This is a genomic window from Sphingobacterium paucimobilis HER1398, assembly GCF_000416985.1.
In the GTDB taxonomy this organism is placed as follows: Bacteria; Bacteroidota; Bacteroidia; order Sphingobacteriales; family Sphingobacteriaceae; genus Sphingobacterium; species Sphingobacterium paucimobilis.
Genome location: NZ_ATDL01000017.1, coordinates 90,604 through 110,022, shown reverse-complemented (window position 1 = coordinate 110,022; position 19,419 = coordinate 90,604). Strand labels below are relative to the sequence as shown.

Sequence of the window (19,419 nt, the reverse complement as noted above, 5' to 3'; positions counted from 1 at the left end):
AAGAGTTATTAGCGTTATTTTTAGTATTTTTTTGATACTTTTGTATTTTAAAATTACTTCCTCAAATGGCAATTATCCTCGGAATAGAATCTTCTTGTGATGAAACTTCAGCCTCAGTCTGTATAGACGGTGAAATTAAGTCAAATATTATTGCGAGTCAAGCAATTCATGCGAAATATGGTGGTGTCGTTCCAGAATTAGCATCAAGAGCACACCAACAAAATATTATTCCGACGGTAGACCAAGCAATTGTACAGGCGCAAATTACGAAAAAAGATATAGATGCTGTCGCTTTTACAAGGGGGCCAGGATTATTAGGCTCATTATTAGTTGGTACCTCTTTCGCTAAATCTTTTGCGCTCGCCCGTCAGATTCCGCTTATTGAAGTTAATCATATGCAGGCACATATTCTGGCTCATTTTATAGAGGATCCCAAACCTTCTTTCCCTTTTTTGTGTCTCACTGTCTCTGGTGGACATACACAGATTGTACTGGTCAAGGATTATTTTGAAATGGAGTTGATCGGACAAACACTAGATGATGCTGCTGGGGAAGCCTTTGATAAGACAGCCAAGATTTTGAATCTCCCTTATCCGGGAGGGCCGTTAATTGATAAGTATGCGCAATTGGGAGATCCCAAGGCATTTAGTCTGCCTGAGCCCCAGATTCCAGGCTTGAACTTTAGTTTCTCCGGACTGAAAACAGCTATTCTTTATTTAATACAGGGGCAGCTCAAGGAAAACCCTGCCTTTTTGGAAGAAAAAAGAGATGATGTATGTGCTTCTGTACAAGATCGAATTGTATCAATTCTGTTGAATAAACTCAAAAAAGCAGCGAAGCAGACTGGTGTGAAAAATATTGCCATAGCGGGTGGTGTATCGGCTAACTCGGGGTTACGGACAGAATTGCTGGCTATGGGGGAGCGTTATAAATGGAATGTCTTCATCCCGAAGTTTGAGTATTGTACGGATAATGCAGCGATGATTGCTATCGCTGGTTATCACAAGTACTTGAATAAAGATTTTGTTGGGCAAGATATTGCACCTTTAGCTAGAATGCCTATTGCGGATTAAAAATTAAGGATTAAACACCAATAGTATAAATAAGGCGAATAGGATAATGTGCATAATACCTAGAATAGGGGAGGTGCGTTTGCCTAAGAAAGTCATTAAACTCAATAAGAGTGTTATCACAAACAGAATTGTCTCTGTTGCGGTTAGTCCCAAAGCCACAGTTTTTCCGGTTAATAGACCTATAATCAGAACTGCGGGTACTGTCAGGCCTACTGTCGATACAAATGCACCATGGCAGAGATTGATCGCTCGTTGAAATTCGTTGTTTAATGCTGCCTTAACAGCAGTCATCGATTCGGGCGTAAAAACAATCACTGCGATTAGAATTCCGCCGAGAAGAGGAGGGAGATTGGCCGTTTTAATGCCATAGTCAACAACCGTAGCCATGTAATGCGATAGTAGTACAATAGGAAGTATCATTGCGATAAGTAGAATACTGCGCAGTACAATTTCTTTTTTACTTATAGCTTGTTCTGCACCTGTTTCTGATGTGAGGGCGTTCTGTTGTCTGTTCTGGTATAGAATCTCCATATGTCCCCTTTGAGGTTGCAGATACAGATGCCTATAGTCCTTCATCTGATAGGCAAGGAAGCATGCGTACATAATCGAGACCAATGTTGCAATACCTATGGCCTGTACATTGCTGAATATCCCATTTCCTGCTCCTTGAATAAAATTGGGGAGCAATAATGCTATTCCGGAGAGCATGATAATCATGGATAGGTATGTCATTGTTCCCTGAGCATTGTATTCCTGCTCCCCATATTTTAGCCCTCCGAATAGAAGACAGATACCTATAACGAGATTCATGATAATCATCATCACTGAAAAGATAGAATCTTTGGCAATTTCTGCTGATTCTCCCGGCCCTAATAATACTGCAGATATCAATATGACCTCAATAGCAACGATAGAAAGTGTGAGAATCAATGTCCCATAAGGTTCGCCTAATTTATGTGCGAGTTCATCTGCTTCTTTGACGACCCCGAATGATGCATATACGATAGTACTTAATAGCAGGATAAATAACAAGGCTCCATGTAAAGGGGTGAGTGCTTGCGTTAGCTGCTGTCCCAGAAAACTGAAAGTGAGAACAACCAGCCAAATAATGGCCAGACGTATTGTGGTTTTCTTGGAGAGAATCGTATTCATAGTTTTCTATTTATGTTTTTATCTGTTACAAATATCGTAATTGCAAAGAAGATTGGATTTTACATTTGTTAAAAAAAGCCCGTATACAAAAAAGGGGTAGAATTCAATTCCACCCCTTTTTTATTTTATTGTTGAAAAGCTTATTTATCTCCCAATACTTTGGTTACTAATTCTGCAGCTTCTTTTAATAAGATTGCAGAATAAACTTGTAAACCAGACTCGTCGATTAATTTTTTCGCTTCAGCAGCATTTGTACCTTGAAGGCGTACGATAATAGGAACTGGAATGTTTCCTATTTCATTGTAAGCATCGATTACCCCTTGAGCAACGCGATCACAACGTACGATACCTCCGAAGATATTGATCAAAATAGCTTTTACGTTAGGGTCTTTTAAGATAATGTTGAAACCTGCTTTTACAGTTTCTGCATTTGCTGTACCACCCACATCTAGGAAGTTGGCAGGCTCACCACCAGCTAACTTAATAATATCCATTGTAGCCATTGCTAGACCAGCTCCGTTGACCATACAGCCTACGTTTCCATCCAACTTAACATAGTTTAAGTTAGACTCACCAGCTTCAACTTCTGTTGGGTCTTCTTCAGTGATGTCGCGCATAGCTGCGATATCAGCATGACGGTATAGTGCGTTTTCGTCTAAGTTTACTTTTGCGTCAACAGCTAATATTTTATCGTCAGAAGTTTTTAATACAGGGTTGATTTCAAACATAGAAGCATCGATAGAGTCGTAAGCTTTGTATAGCGCCGCTACGAATTTTACCATGTCTTTGTGTGCACCACCTGACAAACCTAGGTTGAACGCAATTTTACGTGCTTGGAATCCTTGTAGACCAACTTTAGGGTCGATTTCTTCTTTGAAGATTAAGTGTGGAGTTTTTTCCGCTACTTCCTCGATGTCCATACCACCTTCAGTGGAGTACATGATGATATTACGTCCTGTAGCACGGTCTAACAATACTGACATGTAGAATTCTTTCGTATCGCTGTCTCCAGGGTAGTAAACGTCCTGTGCGACTAAGACCTTGTTAACTTTTTTACCTTCAGGACCTGTCTGAGGAGTAACAAGCTGCATGCCGATGATATCTGTAGCGCGTTGCAATACCTCATCATGGTTTTTAGCCAACTTTACACCACCACCTTTACCACGGCCACCTGCATGGATTTGTGCTTTAATCACAACCCAATCCGAGTTGAATTCTTCTTTCATTCTCTTAGCAGCTTCAACTGCTTGCTCAGGTGTTTCGGCAACGATTCCTTCTTGGACTCTTACACCAAAACTCTTAAGTATTTCTTTTCCTTGATATTCGTGAATGTTCATTGATAAAAAAATTTGACGTAAAAATAGGGTTTTTATTCGGAAGAGGCAAGGTTTTATTTTTAAAGGATGTTTGTCAAAAATAGATAGCTTGCCACTTGGAGGATTATAAATTCATTCTTTTTAGTAAATTCGCTTTATGATTCTTAAAGCAACAAATATTCATAAGTCTTTCGGGGCGCTCCCTATTCTCAAAGGAGTCGATATAGAGGTGCAACGTGGCGAGATTGTGTCTATTGTAGGTGCCTCAGGTGCAGGTAAGAGTACTTTTTTGCATATTATCGGTACATTGGACAAGGCCGATAAAGGAGAGCTTTTTATAAATGATACAGCGATACATAGGCTCTCTTCCAATGAAATGAGTGCTTTTAGGAATCAGCATATTGGATTTGTATTTCAGTTCCATCATTTATTGCCCGAATTTACAGCGCTCGAAAATGTGTGTATACCGGCATTTATTAACGGCACTTCAAAACAAAAAGCAGAGAATAGAGCGATGGAATTGTTGGATATATTGGGAGTGACAGAACGAGCAAATCACAAGCCAAGTCAGCTTTCCGGTGGAGAGCAGCAACGCGTGTCCGTAGCACGGGCGTTGATCAATACCCCCTCTTTGGTATTGGCAGACGAACCCTCCGGAAATTTAGACTCTGAAAATGCCGCATCTTTGCACCAGCTTTTCTTTAATCTTAGAGATTCCATGAGCCAGACGTTTATTATAGTCACGCATAATGAAGAATTAGCTGGTATTTCAGATCGAACTATACATATGCGTGACGGGCTCATTTATGGCTAGAAAATTTATATGAAGAAACTTTTATTGACTTGTGCGACGCGCGCTTTTGCGATGCGCATTACACAATTATTATCCGACAAATTTGAGTTAGTATTGGCAACTTCCGACGAGGTGCCTACGGTGTTCAAAAATCGTTATACACAGATCCCCAAAGGCGTAAATCTAACCTATGCTCATGAAGTACTTAAAGTCGCACTGGATTTGTCCTGCGATTATGTACTTCCCCTCGGGTTAGATGAAATCCAGACGCTCAGCAGATCTAAAATATTGTTTGAAGAGTATGGCATCCATGTCTTATGTCCTGGTATGGAAGAACTGGTAGAATTGTCTGTTCTGGAAAATCCAACGAAGGAATTAGCTTTGAGCCTTTTTATTGGTGGCCAAGATGTTTTGAACTCTAATTCTGAGGACTATTGCTATGAGGGATTGGGTCTGTTGTCTGATTCTGGCGAATCGTTTATACTAGCAGTTGCAAAATGAAGTTAACGGATATAACATTAGAGAAGTCTTTATACCTCTTTGAAATCGATGATGTGCTTTTTTCGACGCGTGACTATCTGTTGCAGGTCTACTACTTGTTCGGTAGTTTTTATGAATTTACCGAAGGGATAGCAAAGGCTAACGAGATGGCTGAGTTTATGAAAAAAGTGCATGACCATCATGGTGCAGAGGCTGTTTTCCCAGCTGCACAAGTAATGTTTGGTATCGATGGGAAGTATGAGGAAAATTTTAACCGATTAAAAGCCAATGCGCAAATTCCACTGAAATTATTGATTCTCGAACCTGTTGCCCAACTGCTACTCCAATTGGAAGACAAGGGAAAGCATATCGCTATACTTACCAAAGGGAATCCTGTGGAGCAATTGAATAAGCTTAAGTTTTTAGATTGGGGTATGGCCGATCGAGTCAAAGAAAAGCTTCGGGTGTATTTCGTAGATGAATTGGAGTTTAAATCTTTCGATCCAATTGATTATATTGCAGATGAATACCATTTGCCAATAGATCAAGTTTTAAGGATTAATGAAATAATCGATAACGAATAATACGCCTCCTATATGAAAAAGATTTTATCTTATCTCGTACTCCTAGCCGCAATAAGCTTTTCGGTTGGATGTAAAAAAAATCTTGTAGAACCGAAGCCTGAAGAGCCCCCTATTGAGATTGTTGAAGAAGATGAGCTTTTTTTGAAGGATTCTACTTTGTTATACACGAAGTTATTATCCCTATGGCAAGATTATATTATACCAAGGAATTTAGCTAGTCTCGATGATCCTACTGTTTTGCGTTCGCTTACTAAAAATTATAATACTGCTGAAAACGTTTTGAATTACCTGATGGGATTAACACCAATTGATCCTACTACTGGAAAACCAATAGATAGATTTAGTTTCTTGGACCGGGAAGGAGAAATTAGTCGGGAAATTGAAAGTGCCGTTGCTAGTAGTTATGGAATGTATGTTTTTTATTTACAAACAGAGGAAGCTTTTCGAGACGCTGGTAATGCTTATCTCTATGTTCGAATGGTTGATGTTAACTCTCCAGCATATGCAGCGGGTATTCGTCGTGGTGATCGTATTTTAAGTTTAGCAGGGCGGACGGATCTCGATTGGAATAATCAACAGCGGCAAAACTTTAAAGGATTGAATGAAGCACTGAAATCTAGTTCGATGAATGTAAGATGGGCGACACCAAATTCTGTAACTAATGAAAAGCTGATCACCAATAGTATCTATAATTTTGACCCAGTTTTAGAAAACAAAGTATTTGAAGTTAATACGAATGCAAAAGGCATCCAGAAAGTTGGATATCTGGCATTTAGTTCGTTTGTCGCTATTGAGAATAAGGGGATAAAAACTCAAATGTATGCCGATTTTGAAGATATTTTCAATTCTTTTGAATCTAGTGGGATTAACTCTTTGATTGTCGATTTGCGCTATAATGGTGGTGGCTCGGTATATACCGCCGAATATCTTGCAGATAAGATTATTCCCGCATTTTCTGGTAAAAAGAAGATGTATGATTTTAAGATGAATGATGTATTGGAAAAACAGTGGAAATGGACTGCGCAGGATAGTGCTTTTGGCCCAGTGAACTTTGATAAAAAAGGAAATCTAAATCTAGCCACTGTTTACTTTTTAGTAACTAATTCCACCGCTTCAGCCAGTGAGCTTTTGATTAATACATTGAAGCCTCATATGAATGTAGTTGTGATTGGCTCTGAGAATACTTATGGAAAACCTGTTGGTTTTTTTGAAGTGCCAATAGAGCATGGTGAGTCTAAGGTCGGTATATATGTGACTTCTTTTCAAATGTTTAATTCAGAAGGGTTCGGTGATTATTTTGGCGGACTTAAACCAGATAAAATAACATATGAAGATTTTCTAAAAGACTTTGGTGACTCACAAGAAGGATTTATTGCGGAGGCATTGTATCACGTTAAAACGGGCATGTACTCTACTTTAACTAAAGCAGCTATCGCATCGAAAGACAGGTTGCGGAATCAAAATAGTAAAAATATCAAAAATATAAATAGTAGACCAAGTGACATGGGAATGTTTAAGTTTAACAAAGAGACTTTGCGGTTAAAAGAATAAAGTTATCTTTGGGTATGAGGAGGTTTATTATAAATAGAATTGTGTCATGACGAAGTTGAACAAACCGACTACGATTAAAGAAATAGCAAGAAAATTAAAGATATCACCGTCTACGGTATCAAGAGCACTCAACGATCATCCCAGTATCGGATTGGTTACGACAATGCGGGTTAAGAAGATGGCCGAAGAGTTGAATTACGAACCCAACCAGACAGCTATCTTTTTTAAACAGCGAAAAACATTTACGATAGGCGTTATTTTGCCTACATTGTCAGAACCCTTTTTTTCTTCTGCGATCAGTGCGATAGAGACTATAGCAGAAGATCGTAAATACACGGTGCTGTTGGGACAATCATTGGACGATGCCAATCGGGAGAATCAAATTATTACTACATTTAAGAAACATCGCGTAGATGGTATATTGATGTCATTAGGCAAAAATACGACCGATTTAGGCTTTGTTGATATCTTGGCAAGTTCGCAGATACCTATTGTGTTTTTCGATTGTGTGCCCGAGTCTACTGCGGTACATAAGGTATATTGTGATCTTGCTTCCGGAATGGAGGAGGCAATTGAAGCTTTTATTTCCCGCGGGCACAAGAACATAGCACTGATCAATGGGCCTGAAACATTATTGGCGGCGACCGAAAGGACATCGTCATTTCGTGAAGCTTTACAAAAGCAAGGCTATGAGTTTAATGAGAAGTATGTCGTACATACTGATCTTACGGAAGAAGGAAATAATGTTGCGATGGAACAACTGTGCGTATTGCCAGAGCGTCCTTCCGCTATCGTTTCTTTCAATGATTATGTTACTTTGGATGTCATACGTTATGCACGGAGTAAGGGGATAGGTGTTGGTCAGGATATGCATTTTATAAGCTTTGCTAACTATCCGCTTTGGAAATATATGGAGAATCCTCCTTTGGCGAGTATAGAACAGTACCCAGACGAGCAAGGTAAGAAGGCTGCAGAGATACTTTTTCAAATTTTAGAAAGCAATGATAAAATAGAACCCCAAGAGGTTGTCTTTTCATCAAAACTGATCTTAAAATAAAAAAAGGCTGATTGTTATAATCAGCCTTTTTTTATTGTGAATTTCTTATAAATGAATTACTTCATCGTACGCATCTGCTGCTGCTTCCATAATAGCTTCACTCATTGTTGGATGCGGGTGTACTGATTTGATCATTTCGTGACCAGTAGTTTCCAGTTTGCGCGCTACAACGATTTCTGCAATCATTTCCGTAACATTGGCTCCAATCATATGTGCTCCAAGAAGTTCGCCATATTTTGCATCAAAGATCAGTTTTACAAAGCCATCTTTAGCACCTGCAGCAGAAGCTTTGCCCGATGCTGAGAATGGGAACTTGCCAATTTTTAATTCATATCCAGCCTCGCGAGCAGCCTTTTCAGTATAGCCCACAGATGCAATCTCTGGAGAGCAGTATGTACATCCAGGGATATTGTTGTAATCGATTGGTTCAGCATGTAATCCTTTGATTTTTTCGACGCAAGTGATACCTTCTGCAGAAGCTACGTGAGCTAAGGCTTGTCCCTTTACGATATCTCCGATTGCATATACGCCATCTATATTTGTTTTGTAGTAATCATCTACCAAGACACGTCCTTTATCGACTTTTACACCAACTTCTTCTAGGCCTAGGTTTTCGATATTTGGCGTGATACCTACTGCTGAAAGAACGACTTCCGCTTCGATTACTTCTGTACCTTTCGCAGTTTTTATATTTACTTTTGAAAGTGTTCCACTCGTATCAACAGATTGCACTTCAGATTTTGTTAATATATCGATACCTGCTTTCTTTAGCGATTTTTCAAGTTGTTTCGATACTTCTTCGTCCTCAACAGGGACGATTCTGTCCATAAATTCAACGATAGTAACTTTCGTGCCGATAGCATTATAGAAATAAGCGAATTCAACGCCGATAGCACCAGATCCAACAACCACTAATGACTTAGGTTGTGTCGGCAGGTTCATCGCTTGACGGTATCCAATGATTTTCTTACCATCCTGAGGCAGGTTAGGTAATTCTCTTGAACGTGCACCGGTCGCTAGGATAGTGTGTTTTGCGGTATACTCTTTAGTGCTGCCATCTGCTGCTTTTACCTCGATTTTGCCGCCTTTTTTGATTTTAGCAGTACCTAGTATAATATCAATCTTGTTCTTTTTCATCAAGAATTGTATACCCTTGCTCATGCCTTCAGCAACACCACGGCTTCTTTTTACGATAGCGCCAAAGTCAGCTTCGCCGCCCTGTACTTTGATTCCGTACTCCTCAGCATGGTTTAGATACTCGAAAACTTGTGCACTCTTCAATAAGGCTTTGGTCGGTATACATCCCCAGTTCAAGCAAATCCCACCCAAAGCTTCACGCTCTACAACGGCAGTTTTAAAGCCTAGCTGAGCTGCACGTATGGCTGCAACGTAACCACCTGGGCCACTTCCAATCACGATGATGTCGTAGTTCATATATTTTATGTATTTATATTAAACAATATGCGCTCAAAAATACATCTTTTTATTGAAAGTATCTGTATTGTTAAGCGCTTGTTTGACTTCTTTCAGGTTCTAAATTCTATGTTTTTGAGTGGGTAAGGCTGAAAATACGGTGTGCAAGGCTGGAATAATAGGATGAGATACAGTAGAATAGATTGTCAAAGGCTAGTCAATTCTATCAAATGATTCTGAACAGGTCAAATATTGGTTTATTTTTGATGAAAAAAATTTATACCATGATACGTATCTTTCAGCAAGTTGCTCTTTGGGAAGCTATTTCCACTATTATTTTGTTTTTTGTTGCTATGCCAATTAAGTATGTTTTAAACTACTTTATGGAAGTTCCGGATGATATTAGAAACGGGGCTGTCCGTATTGCAGGGTCGATTCATGGTTTTCTTGTGGTGTTGTTCGTTGTTCTGTTGATCGCGTGTTGGCAAAGCTACAACTGGAAATTTTCGAGAGTGGTCAAATACTTTATTGTATCATTGATTCCTGTGGTATCCTTTTGGGTAGAACGTGATGTAAAGAAAGATATAGCGTCTCAGAAAAAGACAAGTGCTAGTTTATAAATATGTTTTTACAAAGGGCGTTATTGGTTTTCGCCCTTTGTGAATTTGTCCACACTCATATAGGCATAAGTAATTTCTGTCTTGCCATGTGGAGTTGGATTTCCTTCCGTATCGAGATTAACAAAGACCAACTTGTCAATCGATAGTATTGTTTTTCTCGTTATTTTATTTCTTACTTCACAGCGCATAGTAATAGAGGTTCTTCCAAATTCCGTAGCGGTGATTCCCAGTTCTATAATGTCACCTTGTTTGGCAGAACTGACAAAGTTTATTTCAGAGATAAACTTGGTGACCACATGTGGGTTCCCCAATTGTACAATGGCATAGATTACGGCTTCTTCATCGATCCAACGTAAGAGTGTGCCGCCAAATAGCGATCCGTTGGGGTTTAAATCTTCAGGCTTTACCCATTTTCGAGTATGAAAGTTCATAGCTGTAAAATTTAAAATAAGTTTTCTATATAAAAGAAGTGCCTTCCGCATATAGCCGTTGTGCGCAACGATTTTAGCAAAAGGCACTTCTTTTTTAAGTTTTTATAAGATTAAGCATGAATGGCTCTGTTGGCCGTAGCGGCTAATGCTGCTTCTTTCAATGCTTCGGTAAACGTAGGGTGCGCATGACAGATTCTACCAATATCTTCTGCTGACGCTCTGTACTCCATGGCTACCACCGCTTCAGCAATCATATCTGCTGCGCGTGGTCCAATCATGTGTACACCCAATACCTCATCTGTATCTGCATCGGCCAATACCTTGATGAATCCATCAGTATCTCCAGACGCCTTTGCACGTCCTGAAGCTTTGAAAGAGAAGGATCCAGACTTGTATTTTTTACCAGCTTCTTTTAACTGTTCTTCAGTCTGTCCTACAGATGCTACTTCTGGCCATGTGTATACGACACCTGGGATTAAGTTATAGTCAATATGTGGTTTTTGTCCTGCGATGCGCTCAGCCACATAAGTACCTTCATCCTCTGCTTTGTGTGCCAGCATCGCACCTTTTACGACATCTCCGATTGCATATACACCTTCGACGGCTGTCTCCAAATGATCGTTTACAGGGATTTTGTTACCTCTTTCTTCCGGAGTGATTCCTATGTTTTCTAATCCGAGGTCTTTTGTATACGCTACACGTCCTACAGATACGATACAGTAATCACCTTCGAAAGAAACAGCTTGTCCTTTACTATCTTCAGCTGTAACCGTTACTTTTTTGCCTTTTGCTGTTGCTCCAGTTACTTTGTGTCCCAAGAAAAACTCCATTCCAAGGGATTTTTTTAGTACGCGTTGTAACTCTTTACCTAGACCACCATCCATCGTACTGATAATAGACTTCGCGTATTCTATCACGGAGACTTTAGCACCTAAGCGAGCGTAAACAGATCCTAACTCAAGACCGATTACTCCACCACCAATCACGATAAGGTGTTTAGGTACCTCAGTGAGGTTTAAAGCCTCTGTAGAAGTGATGATACGTTGTTTGTCTATAGGTAAAAACGGTAACGCTGTTGGTTTAGAGCCTGTAGCAATGATTACATTTTTACCCGTTATCTCTTCAGTTGCGCCGTCTTTTTTCGTGATTTTTATCGTGTTCTTATTGACAAAAGAACCTACCCCCTCGTAAGAGTCTATTTTATTCTTTTTGAATAGGTAGGTGATTCCTGCCGTATTTTGGGCAATGACATCGTCTTTGCGTTCAATCATTTTCTTAACATCTATCTTGAGATTGCTAAGGCTGATTCCATGAGTGCCGAAGGCATGAGCAGCATTGTGATAGTGCTCAGAGGTATCCAACAATGCTTTAGAAGGGATACAGCCTACGTTAAGACATGTTCCTCCAAAAGTGCTGTATTTTTCGATCACAGCTGTTTTTAGACCTAATTGAGCGCAACGGATAGCGGCTACATAACCGCCTGGACCACTACCTATAACTATAACATCGTATTGCATGATTGCGAGTATTTAATTTTGAGGGCTAAGTTAAGACTTATCTTGAAGTAATTCCAAAATATTGAGTCAAAAATCCCTTATAAATCAAAAGGCACGAAACCGTGCCTTTTGATTTATAAGGGATCTTATTTTATTCTGCAACGATTTTTCCTTGCATTAATGCGTAGTGTCCAGGGAAACTACAGATATAGCTGTACACTCCTTTTTCTAAGGTTACGGATATTTTATCCTCTTCACCAGGACCTAATAGTTTAGTGTGCGCTACGATCGATGACAATGCCGACTTAGGGATGTACTCGTTATCTGCTGCAGCTGATGCTTCACCTCCAAAAGTAGGAAGGTCTACTCCTGGTTTTAATATCACGAGGTTATGTCCCATCGATTCTTTAGGCATCTTGCCCACATTTTTTAACGTCAGTTCCAAAGGTTCTCCCGCTTTAACACGGATCAGTTCTGTGTTGAATTTCATTTGGTCGTTACCCTCTACAGTCCAATTGTTTGAAATAGTTACGTTTTCAATACCAGCAACTGTTTCTACAGGAGCATCTGATGTTGAAGATTCCTCTGTAGTGTTCTGTGCTGTGCCTTCTGATTTGCTGTTGTTTCCTCCACAAGCAGTTAGAGAAACAACTGCTGCTAGAGCTGGAATAAAAAATAATTTTTTCATTGAAATGTGGTTAAATTAAAAGTATACATCCGTAATTCATAATACATCGGGATTATACTCGTTTCATTTTGTTTAAACGAAGGTGCTAAAAGTATGCTCCTTTCATTTAAAGGATCTCCTTTATGCTACTTCTGATTGTTCTGAAATTTAATGCTTAAAGGTACTAAAAATAAAAGAACTATGTGTTGGCTTTATCATCAAAATGGCAAATTGTTGACTTTTCCCGACCCGTATATTTTTATAATTTTTTGGTAGAGTTCTGTAGGTTCAAACGGCTTTCCTATAACTTCATCTGCACCGACCTGAAAGGCGGCCTGTTGTTCATGCTCTAAGACGGAAGCCGAAATCGTGATGATAGGAGTCTGTCTTCGCGTCGGGTCAATATTTCCCCTTATTTCTCTGATCGCTTCGAAACCACTCATAACAGGCATATGTGTATCCATTAATATCAAGTCAAAATTGTCTTTCTCTAATGCTTCTAACGCTAATCGACCATTTTTAACAACTGTGACCTTACAATTCCAAGTCTGTAGCATATGGGCCAACATGAAGCTGTTGAGTTCATTGTCTTCAGCCACGAGTACATTTATAGGGTTTAGCTTAGGAAACTGTGAATAGGGGAGATTCGTTTCCCTCTTTATTTTTACTTTGTCTTTTACCTCTTTGATGTCTACTATAAAAGAAAATTCAGAGCCTTGACCATAAATACTTTTTGCATGAACCTCACCATCCAATAGTTCTGCCAGTCGCTTGACGATAGCTAAGCCTAGGCCAGTGCCTCCAAACTTTTTAGTGATTCCATCATCACCCTGTTCGAAAGCAAGAAATATCTTGTCCACGGAATCAGGCTTTATACCTATTCCGGTGTCACTGACAGAAAATCTAATTCGGTGTATTTCATCTTTTTTTTCAAGTGATTCGACAGTAAGGGTTATTTTTCCTTTTTCGGTAAATTTTAGGCTGTTTGATACGAAGTTGCTGATGATTTGTTCCAGACGTAGGGAGTCGAAATGAACATGAGTTGGTAACTTTGGATCTAATACTACGTCGAATTCTAGATTTTTATCAGATGCTTTGATCTTAAACATTTGCTCTAGATCCAAAAGAAGGTTGGTGAAATGAAAGTCCTCCATTTCAATTTTCATCATTCCCGAATCGATTTTGGAAATATCCAAAATATCATTGATAATAAGTAGTAGTGAACTGGACGCGATTTCCAATCTATTGATCCAATCCAGTTGTTCTAGGCTTAGATAGGCATTTTTTAACATGTGAACGATTCCTTTGATGCCATTGATAGGCGTTCTGATTTCGTGACTCATGTTTGCCAAAAATATTTCTTTGGATTTACGAGCCTGCTCGGCTTCTTGGTTGGCTTTTATCAATGCCTTTTTCGATTCTTCTAATTCTATATTCTTTTGGATAATTTCTTCCTGTATATGGATCTGCTTGATGAACGATGTTACTTTTGCAATTGTAATTTCTGGGTTCAGTGGTTTATAGAGATAATCGACAGCACCACTCTGTAGTCCCTTAATGAGGTATTTGTCTTCTTTCGATATCGCCGTAACCATCACAGCCATGATGTGGCTGGTTTTGGGATTAGATTTCAGGAGGGAAACAAACTCAAACCCGTTTATTTCGGGCATCTGAACGTCGACAAGAGCTAAAGCGATGTCGTTTTTCCAGCAGAGTTTGAGCGCTTCATTGGGATTGGTAGAGCATATAATGTTGATATTCTCGATATCCGATAAAAGAGCGCTTAAGCTTATGATATTTTCTTCTTTGTCGTCAAGTATTAATAAGTTTATGTTTTTCATGGTAACTGGAGATTGTGGCTAAAATAACGTATTATTTCTTGGTTTTTAAGAATAGTCGATGTGTTGGATTCCAAGATTCCTGACTTTGGCATGGTATCGATCAGTGCGTCCTCCGGATTCTGAATAAAGGTTGATCCCCCAAATTCTTCAATCGTCTTCAGTCCGTGCGCTCCATCGGTATTGGCGCCAGACAATAAAAAAGCACTGCAGTTTTTACCATATACTTGTGCACAGGTCTCAAATAAGACATCGATCGATGGCCTGGAGTAATTAACCTCTTCTGAGCTGTCTAGGGCAAAGGATCTGTCAGGTTCTATAAGTAAATGATATCCAGGAGGAGCAAAATATATGGTTCCTTCCTTGATAGGTGTTTTATCAGTGACGGCTATAATCGTTCTGTTCAATTTTTTTGAGAGATTGTTTTCAATTCCAGTACTGAACACAGGGCTGCGATGGATTACAATACATAATGCATAGTCAATTTTTTTAGGCAGGTTTTCCAATATTTCTGTGATGAGTAATAAGGATCCCGCCGATCCGCCAATTAGAACGATATTTTCCGCACTGCCTTTCATTTAATCTTTTGATAGATATTTAAGTTGCTGTCTATAATTTTAAATTTATCTTTAATAGGATGGCCATATAAGCTTTCCTTGGTTCCCAAGCAGAGGAAACCAAAAAGACTTAACGATTGGTAGAACAGATTTAATACACGTTCCTGTAGCGGCTTGTCAAAATAAATCATAACATTTCGGCAAAGAATCAATTGAAATTCGTTGAAAACATGGTCTGAAACCAGATTGTGCGTTGAAAATAGGATTTTATTTCTATACTCATGGTTTATTATCGCCGCATCGTACATCGCTGTGTAATGTGAAGAGAAATCGGAAGTAAGTCCAGATCGGTTAAAATTGTCGGTATAGGACTTCATTTTTGTGAGTTGGTATACGCCCTTACGAGCAGTGTCCAGTGCTTTTAAACTGACATCAGTTCCATATATGAATGATCTGTTCAATAGGTTGTTTTCCTTTAAAAGAACAGCTAGCGAATAGGCCTCTTCTCCTGTGGCACAGCCGGCGCTCCAAAAACGGAGTTGAGGGTATGTCTCTAGGTATGGAAAGGTTTTGTTTTTTAGTTGTCTGAAAAACTCTGGATCTCTAAACATCTCCGTGACATTGACCACGAGTTCTTGGATGAAATAGTTCTCAAATCCTTCGACATTTAGAATGGCATTTTTCAAGTCCACCACATCCATTTTCTCAATAATGAGAAAACGCTCTATCCTGCGCTTAAGCGAAGATTTAGAATAGCCCGTTAGATCAAACTCAGAGGTTTTTTTTAATATATAAATAACCTCATTTAGGTCCGCAAAACTGATGAACTCGTTATGATGTCCTAGCCTAGCCATACCTGCATTAATGATGTTAGTTTATCTATATCTATAGGTTTGCTGACGTAGTCATTGGCGCCGATTTGGATTGATTTCTCACGGTCACCTTTCATTGCTTTGGCTGTTACCGCCAGGATTGGTATGTTTTTGTATTTAAGGTCCTCTCGGATTATTTTTATGGCTTCATATCCATCCATTTCCGGCATCATAATATCCATGAGGATAATATCCACTTTATTGTCAGGGTTACTCATGATCTGGACCGCTTCTTTTCCGTTATTGGCGATTTCTATCTCCATCTCAAAACTCTGCAAGGAGGTCGTGAGCGCAAATATATTGCGCATATCGTCATCTGCTACAAGTACGCGTTTGCCCTTGAGGTTGCTCGTTTGTTGGATGTTGCCCATATTCTTGATGGGTTGGTAGGACGAGTCATTTATTTTATTTAAAAATAGGTTGACTTCATCTATCAGACGGTCGCTCGATTTGTCCGACTTTAAAATAGTAGCTCTTGCGTCAGCGATTATTTTATCATATTGTTCTTTGGGTAATTCATACGCTGTATTGATAATAATCGGAATATTGAGCAATCTTGGGGTTTCCTTTATTTTTTCTATGAGGTCTAGACCATTTCCATCAGGAAGTTGCATGTCTAGAATAATACAGTCGATATTAACTTCTTCCGTGAGTTTGTCCCAGGCTGAAGCCAGTGAAAAAGCTTGGATAACATTGATATTGTGATCCGCAAAGGAGTCTTTGATAAATTCGCTTTGGAGCTCCTGGTCTTCAATTAATAATATTTTTTTGACAGACTGACTTAAGTTGAGATTTATAGTTTCAAATGTATGCTGTATGGTATCTGCTGTCACCGGTTTATGCATAAAGCCTATTGCGCCTTTTTCCAAGAAGTCTTTCTTGTTGAATGTCGCCGCCGACATCATATGGACAGGAATGTGTTTTGTGGTTGCGTTTTCTTTAAGCATTTTTAAAACTTCCCACCCATCGGCAATTGGAAGCATGACGTCAAGGATGATGGCGTCAGGAATGTGCTGCAGTGCCTCTTCAAAACCTTTGGCTCCATCGTGAGCAAGTGTAACCGCAAAACCATATTCTTCTGCAAATCCTTTTAATATGTCCGCAAAATTGATGTCATCTTCTATAATCAGGATTTTTCTGTCTTTTTCTAGAGCATCTTTTTGTTCCAAAGATGGCAGGACAATAGGTTTATCAACTTCTTTTTTCTCTTGAAGAAGCTGTGTTTGTATCTCTTCTCTGTTTTCGAGAGATGTGTACGGTATTATCAAAGCGAAAATGCTCCCAGTGCCAGGTTCACTTTCTAATGTTACTCGTCCACCGAGTAAAGATGCTATCTCGCGACTGATGGATAGGCCAAGACCTGTACCGCCATATTTACGACTTGTAGAACCATCTTCTTGTCTAAAGGCTTCGAATATGAGCTCCTGCTTCTCCTTGGTGATCCCTTTGCCCGAATCCTTGACTTCAAATACCAGGTTGTTTGCCTGCATCCTGATATTGAAATCTACGTTTCCGTTTATAGGCGTGAATTTAAAGGCGTTGGATAAGAAGTTCTTGATAACTTGTTGTAACCTGTATTCATCCGAAAGGAAACCTCCAGGGACGTCTGAAGCGATATTTGTCGTAAATGTGATCCGTTTGTCTTTGGCCACAGCGCGGAAGAGTTCTTCTGTATTCTCTACAAAGTCTTTTGTGTATATACTGTCGATGTTTAAATCAATTTTTCCTGACTCAATTTTTGCAAGATCCAGTAATTCATTGATGAGCTCTAAGAGATCCGTGCCAGCACCGTGTATTACACTGGCATATTTTACTTGTTCCGTATTTAGGTTTTTCGCTTTGTTGTCCTGGAGTAGTTTGGCAAGTATTAAAATACTGTTGAGTGGCGTCCGCAATTCGTGACTCATATTGGCCATAAATTCAGATTTGTACTTACTCGCTTGTTGCACTTCACTTATTTTTTGTTCTACGACTTTGTGTGCATCGTTAAGTTCATTGTTCCTCTTTTCGATTTCTACGGCCTTCTGATTCAGTTCCGTATTGGTTTGGGTTAGTTCTTCTTGTTGTACACGCAACTCTTCTTCCGATGACTCCAATAAGTGTGTTTTATGGACCAGCTCCTCGTTTGTAATCCTTAGCTCTTCTTGTTGTGCTTCTAATTCTTCCGTCTGTCTCTGGGTTTCTTCCAGAAGCTGTTCGACCAATAAGTGACTTTGTCCAAATTTGATTCGTGTAGCGATAACTCTACTGATGCGTGTGAGATACTCTTTAAGCTTTCTCTCGTCCTCTTTATCACACAACGCGGCTATTTCAATAACCCCTAGGCAGTGATTCTCATGAACTAAAGGAGATAGGAAAACGGTGGCCGGAAATTGATTGATGAGGCCTGTGTTGGTATTTAAATGGAGAGAATCTTTTATTTCCTGGATTACAAAGTTTTTATCCTCAACAATCTTTCCCAAAAAGCCCTCTCCACTGGTAAAACGAAGGAAATTAGAAGCGTTTCTTAATCCCAAGGCTGCTGTTCTTTCAAATTCGTAGGAATCAGGCTTTCTGATGTATATTGCTACGGCTTGTAGAGGCACTTGTTGATTCAATAGATTGACAACGATGTTACTGATTTTTTGGCTCTCATCGATGCCACTTATTTGGTCTGCCAGATAAGCGCTGTGTTCTAATACCCAGTTGGTGTTTTCAATCTTCGTTCTTGCTTCTTCAAATTCTTTGTTGACTTTTTTTAACTCGTTACTTGATTTGCGCAGCTGATATAAGAGTTGGAAGATTTTATAAAAGACATAACCAATGATTAGAAGACTGATCGTAATAAGTCCTGTTGTAACCGATTTAACATCATTTATATATTTTTCATTGGTCGTCATCTCTTTCGCTCGATTAGCGATGACAGATCCGACAAAGGCATTGGTGGAATCTAAGTTCTTCTCTTGTTCTTCTAGCCAATAGCCGATCTCGCTATCCTTGGAGGCAGCCATTTCAGGCGAGTAGGTGTCTGCTATTACCAATTTAATACGATCGATAAGGTGTTTGGCATTCTCACCGTTCTCTGTGCTGATATTTTCTAATGCTGCCGCTTGCTTTTTAAGGGTCTCTAGTTGTGTCGATATTTTTAGATCTGCACCCTGTCGTCCTTTTACTTTATCTATTCGTGCTCTGGTGAGGTTGTAAAAATCGGTGTTTATTGCTGTTGCTGCTTGAAGTTGATCTTGCGAGTTTTTAATGATTTCATCATTTCTAACCATATAGTTAGAAAATTGGTTAAACAGATAAAGTATCGACAATAAGATGATAGTTGTGGCGGTGCCAATACTTATAAAAACTTGTGTTTTTAATTTGTTCCGTTTATTCATGGGTAAAGGTTTCTAAAAAACGATTTTAAAGAGTGAAAAATATCAATTGACATTTTTGTTTTTCACTTGTCGGACTAGGCCAGAATACTACAAAGGTATATAAATGTTTAAATTTCTTTATAAGGATTTGGAATAATCTAAAGCATATTTTTAG

17 protein-coding genes are annotated in these 19,419 nt (G+C 39.2%); 7 read left to right on the top strand and 10 right to left on the bottom strand.

Annotated features, from left to right (window positions below):
• The first annotated feature begins 65 nt into the window (after positions 1-65).
• Positions 66-1,073, top strand: coding sequence for a tRNA (adenosine(37)-N6)-threonylcarbamoyltransferase complex transferase subunit TsaD (gene tsaD, locus M472_RS39205; protein ID WP_021071471.1), 1,008 nt, complete (start codon positions 66-68; stop codon positions 1,071-1,073).
• 3 nt (positions 1,074-1,076) lie between these two features.
• Here the strand turns inward: tsaD and M472_RS39200 are convergent, their stop codons facing one another.
• A complete protein-coding gene (locus M472_RS39200) occupies positions 1,077-2,225 on the bottom strand; it encodes a calcium:proton antiporter (RefSeq protein ID WP_021071470.1) in 1,149 nt (382 codons plus the stop codon).
• A gap of 140 nt (positions 2,226-2,365) precedes the next feature.
• On the bottom strand, positions 2,366-3,562 hold the full coding sequence (sucC, locus tag M472_RS39195) for an ADP-forming succinate--CoA ligase subunit beta (RefSeq protein ID WP_021071469.1): 1,197 nt from the start codon (positions 3,560-3,562) through the stop codon (positions 2,366-2,368).
• A gap of 139 nt (positions 3,563-3,701) precedes the next feature.
• On the opposite strand from sucC, the gene M472_RS39190 reads away from it, so the two are divergent.
• Genes M472_RS39190 through M472_RS39170 form a run of 5 tightly spaced genes read left to right on the top strand, consistent with a single transcriptional unit; the run spans position 3,702 to position 8,006 of the window.
• A complete protein-coding gene (locus M472_RS39190; RefSeq protein WP_031301913.1) occupies positions 3,702-4,355 on the top strand; it encodes an ABC transporter ATP-binding protein in 654 nt (217 codons plus the stop codon).
• Positions 4,356-4,364: 9 nt separating this feature from the next.
• Complete coding sequence (locus tag M472_RS39185) at positions 4,365-4,835, top strand: hypothetical protein (protein ID WP_021071467.1); 471 nt, start codon at positions 4,365-4,367, stop codon at positions 4,833-4,835.
• Complete coding sequence (locus tag M472_RS39180) at positions 4,832-5,398, top strand: hypothetical protein (protein WP_021071466.1); 567 nt, start codon at positions 4,832-4,834, stop codon at positions 5,396-5,398. Before M472_RS39185 ends, M472_RS39180 begins: the two co-directional genes overlap by 4 nt.
• A 12-nt stretch (positions 5,399-5,410) precedes the next feature.
• Positions 5,411-6,949 carry a S41 family peptidase gene (locus M472_RS39175; RefSeq protein ID WP_021071465.1) on the top strand — a complete coding sequence of 513 codons (1,539 nt, stop codon included), beginning with the start codon at positions 5,411-5,413 and terminating at the stop codon, positions 6,947-6,949.
• A 46-nt stretch (positions 6,950-6,995) separates the two neighbouring features.
• Complete coding sequence (locus M472_RS39170; protein WP_021071464.1) at positions 6,996-8,006, top strand: LacI family DNA-binding transcriptional regulator; 1,011 nt, start codon at positions 6,996-6,998, stop codon at positions 8,004-8,006.
• Between the two features lie 45 nt (positions 8,007-8,051).
• On the opposite strand, the gene lpdA (M472_RS39165) is transcribed toward M472_RS39170, so the two are convergent.
• The gene (lpdA, locus tag M472_RS39165; RefSeq protein ID WP_021071463.1) at positions 8,052-9,440 is read right to left on the bottom strand and encodes a dihydrolipoyl dehydrogenase; all 1,389 of its coding nucleotides are present in this window, start codon (positions 9,438-9,440) and stop codon (positions 8,052-8,054) included.
• 263 nt (positions 9,441-9,703) lie between these two features.
• Between lpdA (M472_RS39165) and M472_RS39160 the strand changes: the two genes are divergently transcribed.
• Positions 9,704-10,039 (top strand): DUF3817 domain-containing protein, encoded by a 336-nt coding sequence (locus M472_RS39160; protein WP_031301912.1) that lies wholly within the window; start codon positions 9,704-9,706, stop codon positions 10,037-10,039.
• A 20-nt stretch (positions 10,040-10,059) separates the two neighbouring features.
• Here the strand turns inward: M472_RS39160 and M472_RS39155 are convergent, their stop codons facing one another.
• The 7 genes from M472_RS39155 to M472_RS39125 all read right to left on the bottom strand — a co-directional run bounded on the left by M472_RS39155 (position 10,060) and on the right by M472_RS39125 (position 19,157).
• Positions 10,060-10,470 (bottom strand): acyl-CoA thioesterase, encoded by a 411-nt coding sequence (locus tag M472_RS39155; RefSeq protein ID WP_031301911.1) that lies wholly within the window; start codon positions 10,468-10,470, stop codon positions 10,060-10,062.
• Between the two features lie 110 nt (positions 10,471-10,580).
• Positions 10,581-11,987, bottom strand: coding sequence for a dihydrolipoyl dehydrogenase (lpdA, locus tag M472_RS39150; RefSeq protein ID WP_021071460.1), 1,407 nt, complete (start codon positions 11,985-11,987; stop codon positions 10,581-10,583).
• A 130-nt stretch (positions 11,988-12,117) separates the two neighbouring features.
• On the bottom strand, positions 12,118-12,654 hold the full coding sequence (locus M472_RS39145; RefSeq protein WP_021071459.1) for a plastocyanin/azurin family copper-binding protein: 537 nt from the start codon (positions 12,652-12,654) through the stop codon (positions 12,118-12,120).
• Positions 12,655-12,851: 197 nt separating this feature from the next.
• Complete coding sequence (locus M472_RS39140) at positions 12,852-14,474, bottom strand: response regulator (RefSeq protein WP_021071458.1); 1,623 nt, start codon at positions 14,472-14,474, stop codon at positions 12,852-12,854.
• Entirely contained in the window at positions 14,471-15,049 is a 579-nt protein-coding gene (locus M472_RS39135) for a chemotaxis protein CheB (protein WP_021071457.1), read from the bottom strand. The genes M472_RS39140 and M472_RS39135 overlap by 4 nt, the downstream gene beginning before the upstream one ends.
• On the bottom strand, positions 15,046-15,882 hold the full coding sequence (locus M472_RS39130) for a CheR family methyltransferase (protein WP_021071456.1): 837 nt from the start codon (positions 15,880-15,882) through the stop codon (positions 15,046-15,048). Before M472_RS39130 ends, M472_RS39135 begins: the two co-directional genes overlap by 4 nt.
• Positions 15,870-19,157 (bottom strand): response regulator, encoded by a 3,288-nt coding sequence (locus M472_RS39125; RefSeq protein WP_158499928.1) that lies wholly within the window; start codon positions 19,155-19,157, stop codon positions 15,870-15,872. The genes M472_RS39130 and M472_RS39125 overlap by 13 nt, the downstream gene beginning before the upstream one ends.
• Positions 19,158-19,419: the final 262 nt, after the last annotated feature.

What these genes read in the sequence shown, in the direction of transcription:
- M472_RS39145 (WP_021071459.1), bottom strand. Translation starts at nt 12,654, where the DNA reads ATGAAAAAATTATTTTTTATTCCAGCTCTAGCAGCAGTTGTTTCTCTA.
- lpdA (WP_021071463.1), bottom strand. Translation starts at nt 9,440, where the DNA reads ATGAACTACGACATCATCGTGATTGGAAGTGGCCCAGGTGGTTACGTT.
- M472_RS39140 (WP_021071458.1), bottom strand. Translation starts at nt 14,474, where the DNA reads ATGAAAAACATAAACTTATTAATACTTGACGACAAAGAAGAAAATATC.
- lpdA (WP_021071460.1), bottom strand. Translation starts at nt 11,987, where the DNA reads ATGCAATACGATGTTATAGTTATAGGTAGTGGTCCAGGCGGTTATGTA.
- M472_RS39130 (WP_021071456.1), bottom strand. Translation starts at nt 15,882, where the DNA reads ATGGCTAGGCTAGGACATCATAACGAGTTCATCAGTTTTGCGGACCTA.
- M472_RS39200 (WP_021071470.1), bottom strand. Translation starts at nt 2,225, where the DNA reads ATGAATACGATTCTCTCCAAGAAAACCACAATACGTCTGGCCATTATT.
- M472_RS39135 (WP_021071457.1), bottom strand. Translation starts at nt 15,049, where the DNA reads ATGAAAGGCAGTGCGGAAAATATCGTTCTAATTGGCGGATCGGCGGGA.
- M472_RS39170 (WP_021071464.1), top strand. Translation starts at nt 6,996, where the DNA reads ATGACGAAGTTGAACAAACCGACTACGATTAAAGAAATAGCAAGAAAA.
- M472_RS39175 (WP_021071465.1), top strand. Translation starts at nt 5,411, where the DNA reads ATGAAAAAGATTTTATCTTATCTCGTACTCCTAGCCGCAATAAGCTTT.
- M472_RS39160 (WP_031301912.1), top strand. Translation starts at nt 9,704, where the DNA reads ATGATACGTATCTTTCAGCAAGTTGCTCTTTGGGAAGCTATTTCCACT.
- M472_RS39155 (WP_031301911.1), bottom strand. Translation starts at nt 10,470, where the DNA reads ATGAACTTTCATACTCGAAAATGGGTAAAGCCTGAAGATTTAAACCCC.
- tsaD (WP_021071471.1), top strand. Translation starts at nt 66, where the DNA reads ATGGCAATTATCCTCGGAATAGAATCTTCTTGTGATGAAACTTCAGCC.
- M472_RS39180 (WP_021071466.1), top strand. Translation starts at nt 4,832, where the DNA reads ATGAAGTTAACGGATATAACATTAGAGAAGTCTTTATACCTCTTTGAA.
- M472_RS39125 (WP_158499928.1), bottom strand. Translation starts at nt 19,157, where the DNA reads ATGGTTAGAAATGATGAAATCATTAAAAACTCGCAAGATCAACTTCAA.
- sucC (WP_021071469.1), bottom strand. Translation starts at nt 3,562, where the DNA reads ATGAACATTCACGAATATCAAGGAAAAGAAATACTTAAGAGTTTTGGT.
- M472_RS39185 (WP_021071467.1), top strand. Translation starts at nt 4,365, where the DNA reads ATGAAGAAACTTTTATTGACTTGTGCGACGCGCGCTTTTGCGATGCGC.